Origin of the sequence: Geminocystis sp. GBBB08 (genome assembly GCF_016743215.1) — a bacterium.
Taxonomy (GTDB): Bacteria; Cyanobacteriota; Cyanobacteriia; order Cyanobacteriales; family Cyanobacteriaceae; genus Geminocystis.
Genome location: NZ_VRZC01000124.1, coordinates 1 through 11,851 on the forward strand (window position 1 = coordinate 1; position 11,851 = coordinate 11,851).

Annotated in this window: 10 protein-coding genes and 1 pseudogene; 3 read left to right on the forward strand and 8 right to left on the reverse strand. The window is 32.2% G+C overall.

Translation table 11 applies throughout. The features are described from left to right. Positions 1 to 138 precede the first annotated feature (138 nt). From FWJ34_RS14280 to FWJ34_RS14295, 4 genes are all read right to left on the reverse strand, one after another. Complete coding sequence (locus tag FWJ34_RS14280) at positions 139 to 1,248, reverse strand: 2OG-Fe(II) oxygenase (RefSeq protein WP_308256005.1); 1,110 nt, start codon at positions 1,246 to 1,248, stop codon at positions 139 to 141. 97 nt (positions 1,249 to 1,345) lie between these two features. Further along, positions 1,346 to 2,746 carry a DUF1822 family protein gene (locus FWJ34_RS14285; RefSeq protein WP_308256006.1) on the reverse strand — a complete coding sequence of 467 codons (1,401 nt, stop codon included), beginning with the start codon at positions 2,744 to 2,746 and terminating at the stop codon, positions 1,346 to 1,348. A 42-nt stretch (positions 2,747 to 2,788) separates the two neighbouring features. Further along, positions 2,789 to 4,246, reverse strand: coding sequence for a sigma-70 family RNA polymerase sigma factor (locus tag FWJ34_RS14290; protein WP_308256007.1), 1,458 nt, complete (start codon positions 4,244 to 4,246; stop codon positions 2,789 to 2,791). 151 nt (positions 4,247 to 4,397) lie between these two features. After that, on the reverse strand, positions 4,398 to 4,577 hold the full coding sequence (locus FWJ34_RS14295; RefSeq protein WP_308256008.1) for a hypothetical protein: 180 nt from the start codon (positions 4,575 to 4,577) through the stop codon (positions 4,398 to 4,400). 375 nt (positions 4,578 to 4,952) lie between these two features. On the opposite strand from FWJ34_RS14295, the gene FWJ34_RS14300 reads away from it, so the two are divergent. Beyond that, positions 4,953 to 5,159 carry a type II toxin-antitoxin system HicB family antitoxin gene (locus tag FWJ34_RS14300; RefSeq protein ID WP_308256009.1) on the forward strand — a complete coding sequence of 69 codons (207 nt, stop codon included), beginning with the start codon at positions 4,953 to 4,955 and terminating at the stop codon, positions 5,157 to 5,159. Continuing rightward, on the forward strand, positions 5,156 to 5,377 hold the full coding sequence (locus FWJ34_RS14305) for a type II toxin-antitoxin system HicA family toxin (RefSeq protein WP_308256010.1): 222 nt from the start codon (positions 5,156 to 5,158) through the stop codon (positions 5,375 to 5,377). The genes FWJ34_RS14300 and FWJ34_RS14305 overlap by 4 nt, the downstream gene beginning before the upstream one ends. A gap of 138 nt (positions 5,378 to 5,515) precedes the next feature. Here the strand turns inward: FWJ34_RS14305 and sds are convergent, their stop codons facing one another. Then, positions 5,516 to 6,487, reverse strand: coding sequence for a solanesyl diphosphate synthase (gene sds / locus FWJ34_RS14310; RefSeq protein ID WP_308256011.1), 972 nt, complete (start codon positions 6,485 to 6,487; stop codon positions 5,516 to 5,518). Between the two features lie 875 nt (positions 6,488 to 7,362). Here sds and FWJ34_RS14315 point away from each other — a divergent pair. Beyond that, positions 7,363 to 8,409 (forward strand): acyltransferase family protein, encoded by a 1,047-nt coding sequence (locus tag FWJ34_RS14315; RefSeq protein WP_308256012.1) that lies wholly within the window; start codon positions 7,363 to 7,365, stop codon positions 8,407 to 8,409. 429 nt (positions 8,410 to 8,838) lie between these two features. Here FWJ34_RS14315 and FWJ34_RS14320 read toward each other — a convergent pair whose 3' ends face one another. The 3 genes and pseudogenes from FWJ34_RS14320 to FWJ34_RS14330 form a co-directional block, all read right to left on the reverse strand. Continuing rightward, positions 8,839 to 9,981: an anhydro-N-acetylmuramic acid kinase gene (locus FWJ34_RS14320; protein WP_308256013.1), complete on the reverse strand. Its 1,143-nt coding sequence runs from the start codon at positions 9,979 to 9,981 to the stop codon at positions 8,839 to 8,841. A gap of 94 nt (positions 9,982 to 10,075) precedes the next feature. Further along, positions 10,076 to 11,452 carry a photosystem II reaction center protein CP43 gene (gene psbC, locus FWJ34_RS14325; RefSeq protein ID WP_308256014.1) on the reverse strand — a complete coding sequence of 459 codons (1,377 nt, stop codon included), beginning with the start codon at positions 11,450 to 11,452 and terminating at the stop codon, positions 10,076 to 10,078. Then, positions 11,436 to 11,851, reverse strand: a pseudogene (locus tag FWJ34_RS14330) (photosystem II D2 protein (photosystem q(a) protein)); the annotation flags it as partial. The pseudogene FWJ34_RS14330 and the gene psbC, both read right to left, overlap by 17 nt.

The following is an 11,851-nucleotide window of genomic DNA, read 5'->3' on the forward strand; positions in this document are numbered from 1 at the left end:
AGGTAACAGCTCATAGAAAGAAGGTTATATAGCAATAAACGGGTTAGTTAAGACATTCTCAAAATCTATAGTTGTCACTCCGAGATAACCGTAGGAATCTCAAAACGTCCTAATCAACTCCTTATCTGCTATAATTTCTTATTCCTGATTAACATTGATTTGTTGACTAGTCAGAAATTTGAGGTTTTCTTCTCTTATTTTTGCGGCTTCTTCATTGTATAAAAAGGGCAAGGTTGCATAACGAGTACCTTTAGTTACGGGAGTAGCTTCATGAAGAACGGAGCAAGAAAATACAACAGCACCACCAGTAGGAGCTCGATAAGTTTTTCTTCCAAATTCAGGAAAGCATAAATCTCCTCCTTCGTATTCTTCAGCATTGAGATTAATAGTTACGGCAAAAAGACGATGAGCAGTACCTTTAGTGGTATTATCTCGATGAGGACGAAAAAATCCTCCCGATTCACTGTCATAACAAGCTACGATATATCGTTCTATACGAGTTGCTTCAAACTGAAACGCTTTTTTGATTTCAGGAAGTAATCTTCTTCCTAAACACTCTCTCATATAACTTCTTATTTCTTCTGATTCGATTTCATAATCTTGACGTCGTTTAAAATTATTGTTAATTATTCCAATAGTTTTACCGTCTTTTTCTTGCATAAATCCTGATTCAGACCCACCATTTTGATTATATAAATTAATAAGTTGGCGACAAAATTCTGGCTCAAAGATACGAGGCACAATTAAAATAGGTGCTGTTAAAGGTACTTGTGCATAATCATCAACAGAAGGTAATGTATTAATTATATTGGCGATCGTGCGGTTATGAACATCAGCATCATTAAGAGAGATATTAGCAATAACTCGCAAAGAAGGATCAAGAATAAGAGTAAAAGGATGGTATAAGATATTATCTCCTTGAGTTTCTAAGGCACCATATTGATTGCTTACCCGCAAATCAAAATCCCAAAAAAAACGAATACCGGGTATAATCTCTTGAACACGATTTAATTCTAAATCTTGAGGATCAACACTAACACCAAAAAAGCATAAATCACTATCATTAAATTTAGGGCGTATCTGTTGATAAAAAAAAGATAATGCTTTAATAGTATTTTCTGCCGTTGCAGAACCAAAAAAACATAAAATTACATAACGCCCAGCAATAGTGTTAAAATGAAAATTAGGATTGCTAGTACTTTTACACTGAAACAAAGGTACAGGATCACCTCTTAGAAATCTATTCATATCAGTCATGTTGTTAGTTTAACAATAGAAGGAAGATTCTCCGAATTATGATACTATAGGTTCTTCTTTTTTGGCGTTAGGTATAGATATTTTCTGACTAAATCATAAACGTCTCACTTAACTGATTTGTTCCGCAACTAATTTGTATCCAAAAATACTCACCTTTTGTCCCCCAAAATTTATATTGTAATAGTCGATCGCCTTCTTGTGCTTCTAGTTGTTTAAATATCTGGGTATTTTCATCCATAATGTTAACCTTAAGATTAGAAGGTAAAGTATCATAATCATTAATGGCATAAAGACGGAAAAAGATACTATTTTTGTTTTCAGATTTTGGTAATAAACCAATCACTAAAGCTAAAGAAAAACCCCCCATATCTATGCCCAGATTAATCTTTTTACCACACCATAACCCAGCATTGGGATTACTCGGCTCTAAACGCCAAATACCTTCGGCTGCATTCCAACGGGTTTCATCATCACGGCATTTTGTCATGATATAATCAAGAGCTTGTAAGGCTTGATTTTTATGAATACTATTTGGAGGTAAAATGCTTAATCGTTGTGCCGCAATTTTCAACTGTTGTTCATCTTGAAGTTGATATATATATTGTAAATTAATTTCACCGGATCTCATCACAATACCATTAGAAGAGAGAGAAGAAGAATTAGTAACTAGAGATAGGGTATCAACTAAATCTTGAAGATGTTGCCATCCTTGATTATAAGCTTGATTAAAATTATGATGTAACCATTCACCTAAACGAATCGGTTGATATTGCTGATAAAGAAGTTGACGATAAGTCTCATCACCGAATATCCCCGCCCATTGAACAAAATTTAAACGATGACGTAAGGTTAAACTATTAGCCTGATTTAATTGTGACAATAAATTATTTTTTTCTTGGTTAGACAATATTGGTAAAGGTTGATATTCAGGTTTAAAAGAAAGCCCATATTTTTCAAATAAAAATAATAAATTAAGATCTTCTTCGACTAAATCTTGAGGAAAAATATACTGAAGAAAAATATCATCATAAATACTATTTTGTTTAATATTTTCATAAGTAGCAAAGCCCCAAAATCTTAACCAACCACTATCTAAATTAATTTGTACAGGTAAAAAATAATCTCCTCGAAAATGAGGAATATCAACCCATTCTTGAGGAATATTAAATTCGGTTAAATCTGTACTTTCTTGGGGGAATAAAATTAAACGAGTGGAATTATTGTTAATAAGAATAGGAGTGCCATTCACAAATTCCCACATAGTTAATAAATTGTCATTATCAAACTCTAATTTAAAGTTATTACTATCTTGGTAAGTTACCTTTAACCATTTTAATAAACAGAGGGAAGAAAGAGCATTTAAAAGGGCTTGATGTTGCCCATTAGGAGAACATTTTTCAGAAATTTCTTGAGTTTTTGCAAGATCTTCAGGAGAAAATTTAAGCCATAAATGTTCAGGATTAAAAGCTGTAAATAAATCTAAAGACATAATATTAAGGTTGTTACTATTTACAAAAATCATTTTTAAAAGCTAATTATTATTAATGAGAGAATAAACAGAATCGTTAATCCATTCTTCGACTAAATGTAGAAAACTAATCTTGATATGTTGGCTTTCAGGAAAAACTAAATTAAACTCTGATTGTAGATTTTTTTGAAAAGTTAGAGCAATTTTCTGACAAAAATCACCTTCAATTTCATCATTAAAAGTCCAATCTTTATTGATTAAATATTCCTTAAGTTTATCTTTTTCTTCTGAGGGTAAAGACTGATATATAAGAGATATTTTTTCCCAAAGAAGTTTTTGACAATACTCTTGTAGCCAATGATCTAAAGGACTTTTTAATTCCTTGATTTTGCCTTGAGTCAATTTTACTTTTTCATCTAATAAAATTTTTTTAATTAATGAATCTAGTAATATTGTTCTGACTAAACTAATTTCACGAGCAACATGAAACTGTTGGGTAACAAAATTAGGATAATTAACTGACATAATTTCTGCAATTTCTGTTTGAGTTAGTTTGACACCTTTCCATAATTGAAGTAAAATTTTTTGGGGAGATATTAATTTAGCAAAAGCCTCAGCTAAAACTTGATTAACTAAATCATATTTATCTTGATAATTCTCTTCCTGATTGTTACAATTCAGTGTCTTATCATTAGTTAAATAATCTAAATCTTCATTAGTCGTAATGGTAGAAGGATTACAATATTGACGAGCAAATTTAATACAAGTCAATAAAATATTTTCGCACTCTTCAGAATTAATAGAAGATAAATTTTGATACTTTTTAGTAATCAAAAAATTATATTCATTACCTACTTGAATAAAATGAGATATAGAAGGAGGTAATAACTTTTTATTTCGTCCTGCTAGTGGCGGTTTATAAATAAGATTAAAACATTCCCAAATAAGTAAATATTTTTCTAAATTAATATCTTTTAAACCACCTATTTGTTGTAAACATTTCCGTCGATTACCAACCTTTAATTGTTTTAATAATCCCCAATCAGAAGCCCTTTCCCACCCCATGTATTGATAGGCTTGATCGATTAGTTGATATTCTATTTTATTTTTGGCATAAGTATTTAATTTGAACTTTAAATTACTATCATATTGTGTTAATAATTTAACAGGAGAAGATACTAATAAATTCGCCCATTGAAAATAATCTTGCCAAGTAAATAAATCCCAATAATTTCGTAATCGTTGATAAACTTTTTGGGTAGCAAAAAAACAAGATTCTTGTAAATAAGCAATTAAATGTTTATGTTTAAGTTGATCTTGATTTTTCCTAAGCCACCGTAAAAATTCTTGGGCAACAATATCTTCTTTAGAGGAAATTATCTGTTGTTTTAGTAACAATTGAATATTTTGCTCTAATTCCGGAGTTTTTTCCCAGTAAGTAATTACAGAAGAAGATTCTTCTTTCAAACAGAGAAAGGAAGAAAACTGCGTCACCAGATTACTGCGTTTTTGCATTTTCATAAAATAGATTAAGGTAAATTTTCCTCAAACTTTGGTTTCCTTATCTACTTATCAGTGTCGTTTGATGAATTTATGCGCTTTTTGCTAAAATTTTTTTGAGTTGATGTAAAAGTTTTTTTTATACTACTAAAGTACGATATGAAATTATCGGTTAAAACAAGGTATCAGGTGTTAAGTAAGCGAAGGATTGCATCGCCCCAGCTAAAACAATTACAGATAAAATAAGTTTATTTTCAGTATCCTCAAGAATAGTTTTTGCATTAATACCTAATTTTGAATTGCCTTCTATAAACCAAATTAAAGCATGAATATCAACGACATATTTAGTCATGATTCTTTCTTGTCTCAATTATCCTCAAAATCTCCCTAAAATTTTTCTTCTTTCAAATCAGCTTCAATTGATTTTCACCGAAAAATATTCCAAAATAAATACCTTTTTAACACTTGTTTTTAAGGGAATTTTTCTTCTCTTCAAGAAAAGTTATTAATACTTGACTTTCTGATATATGTTGAGGCATTTCTGTTCATTAAATAGTTCCGTTTGTGTAGGTTTTTTCAAGAGTTTGTAACAGATTAAGCTAGAATAATTTATTAGATTTAATTATATCAATTTTTCAGATAAGAAATACAACATTTTTGATCAAGTCTGACTTATTTACGATATTATATTAATCATAAAGTTTTAATATGTAAAAAATAAACTAAAATGAGACAAGTTTTATTATATCGAGATGAAGATGGTTATTGGATAGCAGAATGTCCTAGTTTAAAAGGTTGTATTTCTCAAGGAGAAACAAAGGAAATAGCATTAATCAATATCAAGGAAGCCATTAATGGTTATATCAAAGCCTTAGAAGAGGATAATATTCCCATTCCAGTAGAAAATTTTGATGCTTTATTAATGGCAGTATGACAAAAATTCCAAATATGTCAGGTAAAACCTGTATTAAAGCATTGGCAAAAATTGGCTATTATCAAAAACGTCAAGAAGGAAGTCATATTATTTTAAGAAAAGATAATCCTTTTTCTCAAATTGTTATACCAAATCATAAAAATATTGCTAAAGGTACATTAAGAACTATTATAAAAAGTGCGGATTTAACTATAGATGAATTTATCGATTTATTATAATTTGATCAACATTAAATTTTTCAGAAATTCTGAACTCTTAGATTGTAATTTGTGTTATATCATTTATAGAGTTTATCCTTGACAATAATTTTCTCAAAAAGCTAAAAATTGTCTCGAAAGTGTTAAATAATAAAAACGTTATTTTATCCGACTTAAAACATAATCGGTTAATTCCACTAGAGAATCTGTAGCTGAAGATTTTGGTAAACAATCTAAATTGCGTAAAGCTAATTGACTATGGTGATAAGCCAAAGCCCTAGATTTTTCAATCCCATCACTATGCTTAACTAATTCCAACGCCTTTTCTAAATCCCCTTCTTGACTAAATTCCCTCTCAATCAAAATTTTTAAAAATGGTTTTTCCTCCATGGCAAATAATACAGGTATAGTAAGATTACCACTAGCTAAATCCGAAGCCACCGGTTTACCTAAAACTTCCTCAGAAGCAGTAAAATCGAATATATCGTCGACAATTTGAAAAGCCAAACCAAGATTACGCCCATAATGATAAATTTTATTCGCTACTTCCTCCGAAGCATCACTTAAAACGGCGGCAGCTTTTCCACTATTAGCAATTAAAGAAGCAGTTTTAAAATAACTTTTTTGTAAATATTTTTCTAAAGTGACATCTGTATCAAAACAGCTTAACCCTTGCTGAATTTCTCCCTCTGCAAAATCTCTAATAACTTCCGACAATAATTTAACTACTTGAAGATTATCTAAATTTGCTAAATACCATGAAGATTGGGCAAATAAAAAATCTCCCGCCAACACAGCAATACGATTACCAAAAAGAGTGTTAACCGTTGGCACTTGTCGTCTAATTTCAGCATCATCCACCACATCATCATGAACAAGACTTGCTGTATGAATCATCTCCGTAATTTCTGCTAAACGCCGATGTCTAGGAGTTAATTCTTGACCATTTAATGTAGCATGAGATATTAACAAGACGATGGCAGGGCGAATTCTTTTCCCCCCCGCACTAAACAAATGTTCTGCGGCGGCGCCTAAAATGGGATGTTGTGCCTCTACCAAGGTGGTTAAGTTATCAATTAGTAGTAATAAATCATTTTCTACCGGGGTAAATAGAGAAGTGGCAGTTGTCATTTATAAGTAGTTTTTTTTATAAAAATAGTTTACGAAAGTTCACATATCTTATTATTATTTTAAGCTATGGTATCCCTTACTGAGATCAGAATTGACGATTTTTTCTACGAATTATAGTTAATATACAATAAAAATGTTGATTAATCAGGATTAACTCTCAAGAAAAAATTTTTTCAGGAACTTCTGTTTAAGGTCAATTTATGTTATTTTAGATATATAAGTAGCAATAAATCTTAAAACGAAAAAAATCTTAGATTACAATTGTTACACTGATCAACTTAATCTTATATTAATAAGAGTAATAGTTATATATATTCATTTGATAGCTAACCATTCCCAGGGTAGAGTTGACAGAGAAAAAAGTTCTGGCTTTTCTTTAATGTTGGAAACTGAGAATGTTAGTGACAGAAATAAATTAAAGTAGTACATCTTAATCAAGTTTTGTAAGTGAGAAAAGATGTTCCTATTTTTATTCATTAGATATAAACAGATATTTTATCTATTGCTATCAATCAAGAAGATAAAAATACCTGTTAAAACATCTCCAGAAAATATTTAACTTTGATTTATACTAATTTTTTCTAAAAAAAGTATAGAAGGAGTTTTGTATCTATTTAACCTAAATAATTCTAATTAACCGCACAATTTCAATTGATGGAGATTTATTCATGCTAATTCAACTCCTTGCCCTGCTTTATTTATTACTTGTTTATATTTTATTAACTATTGCACAAAAAAAGATCAAATATCGGATTAATTCGGCTCAAAATTCGAGATAATTAAGAATTTAAAATTAGGAATTAGGAATTATTAGATAATTAAGAAAAAAAGGAGAGTTTTTTGTTGGAAAAATAGTCAAAATCACCAAATACTTTATGTCTAGGGAAAATAATAGTCAAATTAGAATACCTTGGATTGATACTTTAAGAACTATTAGTATCTTTTTTATAGTTTTAATTCATACTGGTAGAAATTCATCAATTGTCAGTATATATACAACTTCATTTTTTATGCCAGTTTTCTTTTTTATATCTGGTTTATTTATAAAAAAATCTATTAAAGAACAAAAATTTATATCTTTTTTTAAAATTAAGTTTCAACATTTAATTATTCCTTATTTAACTTTTAGTATTGTTAGTTATTTGATTTGGTTTTTTCTGATTGGAAAACTAAAAGGTGATTCTTTACCTAATAATCCTTTATGGGATTTTATTATTAATACTCTCTATGGGGTAGCAGGTTATGGATGGATGAAATATAATATTAGTCTCTGGTTTTTTCCTTGTTTATTTATCACTGAATTAATTTTCTTTTTCTTAATTCGTTTATCTCCTAAAAAATTACCACTAACAGTTTTTATATTATCAATTATTGGCTACTACTACTTTGAATTTATTAAGATAGAACACTTTAGACTACCATTTAGTATTGATGTTGCTATAACTGCGGTAGTTTTTTATACTATTGGCTACTTGATTAAACCCTATATATTTAATGAAGAATTTAAAACTTGGTATAATTTTCCTTCCTTATTTTTTGGGCTACTAACTTATCTCATTTTTTCTATGTTTAATGAAACAAGTGCATTTGTTATCGGCAATTTTGGGAAAAATTATTTATACTTTTATTTAGCTGCTTTATCTGGGATATTTTTCTGGTGTCAAATTTCTAAAATAATCAAACCTCATCAAATTTTTGCAGAAATAGGGAAAAACACTATAGTCATCTTTCCTTTACATTTACTTTTATTTCCATTTTTTACGGGGATTGCAGTTTATATTTTAAAAATCCCTAAGGAATTAATTGATCAATCTGATATTGTGGCATTAATTTACGCTTTATTTGCTATATTTATTTTAGTTCCTGTAAGTTGGTTTTTAAATCGTTACATTCCATTTATAATAGGAAAAAACATTAGATAGATTTTTGTCAACTATTATAAGCCTTATTTTTTCTGGAAAGAGATTTACTAAATCTTCGATTTTCCACATAAATGGATATAAAATGGCATAAAAGGACAAATAAAAAAAAAGTTTGTTAAAATATTAAATTTCTGTTTCATAAAAGCAATATTTGATGTAGAATAAAAGAAGATTTTGGTTGCCCCTTTTGGGGAAGTACCTTACAAAAATAAGATAGTAATACTATCAACGCTTCCGTGGGTGAAGTAAAACTGGCATCAATGTCAGATTAAGCGTCTTAAAAATATTTTTAAGGCTTTGAGGGATACCTCCTTTTGAGTAAAATACTCAAATGCTATTGTTGCTCAGTACGGGAATATACCGTATTGTTCCGCATAAATGTATCAGTTTTGGGTTTTAGGTTTTAATAATTTGAATAATACTAACCTATTACCTATTCGTTTTATTCATTTGCCCTAAAATAACCTCTTTTTTCGCACCCGTCACATTAGGTAAATTGCCCGGATAACTATTAACGTGCCAATAGGCTAAAATAGCAAAAGCTATGGCCTCTTTAAATTCACTACTGATACCTAAATCATCGCTAGTAAGTAAATTACAATCAGGGAGATAAGTTTGTAAACGCTCTTTTAAGTAACTGTTACGACTACCACCTCCGGCTAGAATCACCTCATGGGGTAATGCAGGTAAAAAACGATGATAACTATCAGCAATAGAAGCAACGGTTAATTCTGTCAAAGTTGCTAACCAATCAGCATCACTTAAATTATAATTATGGGCATCTTGACGGCATTTTTGTAAATAAATATGCCCAAATAATTCTCTACCCGTAGATTTTGGCGGTTTTTGGTGAAAAAAGTCTTGTTTTAGCCATTTTTTAACTAAAGGTTGACATGGTTTTCCTTGACGACTCCACTCACCGTTAAAGTCAAAGGTTTGTTGATTATTACTCAATTCTTGTACTGCTAAATCTATTAAAGCATTACCCGGTCCAGTATCCCAACCGATAACTTTTTCTTGCCATTTTTGTTGAGAAGTTGAGGGTAAATAAGTAGCGTTACCGATACCGCCAATATTTTGTAAACAACGACTGTGACGAGGATGATGATATAAACATAAATCAATTTTAGACACCAATGGTGCACCTTGTCCACCTACGGCAATATCAGCCACTCGAAAATTACTAACAGTATCAATACCCGTTAAATAGGCGATCGCATCTCCTCTCCCCAACTGTAAGCTATAGCCTAGCTGGTTTTGATGGGGAGGTTGATGATATAGTGTTTGACCATGAGAGCCAATTAAATCTACTTGAATATTTTGAGGAATTATATTCAATGCCCCTTGAGCAAATTCAGAGGCGATCGCATAATCTAATTGAGCAAATTCGGCCATTTTAAGACAATCTCCTTCGCAAACTTGAAGAATTTTGGTGCGCAAATTAGCCGAATAAGGGAAAGTGTGCCCAACTAACAGATTAACCTTTAAATTTAATGCTGTACCTTGAATATCAACTACCGCAGCATCAATACCATCTACCGAAGTACCACTCATCAAGCCAACAACAATCATAATACTTTTTAGGAACAATTTACTTCTTAGTTAAAAAAGCCCCCACCATAAAGGCAGAGGCTGATGGATTTAGCAAAGATTCAAGACGATAATATTAGTCAAGATCTGGTAATGCTAAAGTCGGCTCATCTTCCCGATCGATTCCTTTCTCGAAACCACCAGCAGCAGCACGAGCTCTTCCAGCGTGCCATAAATGACCAACTAAGAAGAAGAAACCTAAAGTGAAGTGAGAGGTTGCTAACCATGCACGAGGAGATACATAGTTAAAAGCATTTACGTCAGTAATAACACCACCTACAGAGTTCAAAGAACCTAAAGGAGCATGAGTCATATATTCAGCTGCACGACGTACTTGCCAAGGTTGAATATCGTTTCTGACTTTATCTAAATCTAAACCGTTAGGACCACGAAGAGGCTCTAACCAAGGACCTCTGAAGTCCCAGAAACGCATGGTTTCACCACCGAAGATGATTTCACCAGTAGGAGAGCGCATCAAGTATTTACCTAAACCAGTAGGCCCTTGAGCAGAACCTACGTTAGCACCTAATCTTTGGTCACGAATTAAGTAGGTTAAGGCTTGAGCTTGAGATGCTTCAGCACCAGTAGGACCATAAAATTCACTAGGATAAGCGGTGTTATTGTACCATACCATAGTAGAAGCGATGAATCCCATTAAGGATAAAGCACCCAAACTATAGGAAAGATAGGCTTCTCCTGACCAGATTAAAGCACGACGAGCCCAACCAAAAGGCTTGGTTAAGATGTGCCAAATACCACCAAAGATACAAGTTAAGCCAACCCAAATATGACCACCGATGATGTCTTCCATGTTGTTAACACTGACAATCCAACCTTCACCACCAAAAGGAGCTTTGATTAAATAACCAAAGATAATCGCTGGATTAAGAGTAGGGTTACTAATTACACGAACATCACCGCCGCCGGGAGCCCAAGTATCATAAACACCGCCAAAAAACATGGCTTTGAATACAAGTAATAAAGCACCGATACCTAAAAGGATTAAGTGATAACCAATAATATTGGTCATTTGGTTTTTATCTTTCCAGTCATAGCCAAAGAAACTAGAATATTCTTCTAAGGTTTCAGGACCACGCAAAGCATGATAAAGACCGCCTAATCCAAGGACTGCGGAAGAGATAAGGTGAAGAACACCTACGACAAAGAAGGGGAAAATATCTGTGACTTCACCACCAGCACCGACACCCCAGCCTAAAGTGGCAATGTGAGGTAATAAGATGAAGCCCTGTTCATACATAGGCTTTTCGGGGATGAAGTGAGCAGTTTCAAATAAAGTCATTGCACCTGCCCAGAACACAATTAGACCTGCGTGGGCAACGTGAGCACCTAATAATTTACCAGATAAGTTGATCAGTCTAGCATTACCAGACCACCATGCAAAACCGGTAGATTCTAAGTCACGACCGCCGATCGGATTAGAGAGCGTTACCACGTGGAAGTACCTCCTCAGGGAATACAAATTTTTCGTGGGGTTGATCTTGAGGCGCCATCCATGCGCGCAACCCTTCGTTTAATAGGATGTTTTTGGTATAAAATGTTTCAAACTCAGGATCTTCCGCCGCTCTTAACTCTTGAGAAACGAAGTCATAAGCACGAAGGTTAAATGCTAAACCAACGATACCGATAGAACTCATCCATAAACCAGTCACGGGTACAAACAACATAAAGAAGTGTAACCAACGTTTGTTAGAGAAAGCGATACCGAAAATCTGAGACCAGAAACGGTTAGCTGTTACCATAGAGTAGGTTTCTTCAGCTTGGGTAGGTTCAAAAGCACGGAAAGTGTTTGCTTGTTCACTATCTTGGAATAAAGTGTTTTCTACCGTTGCAC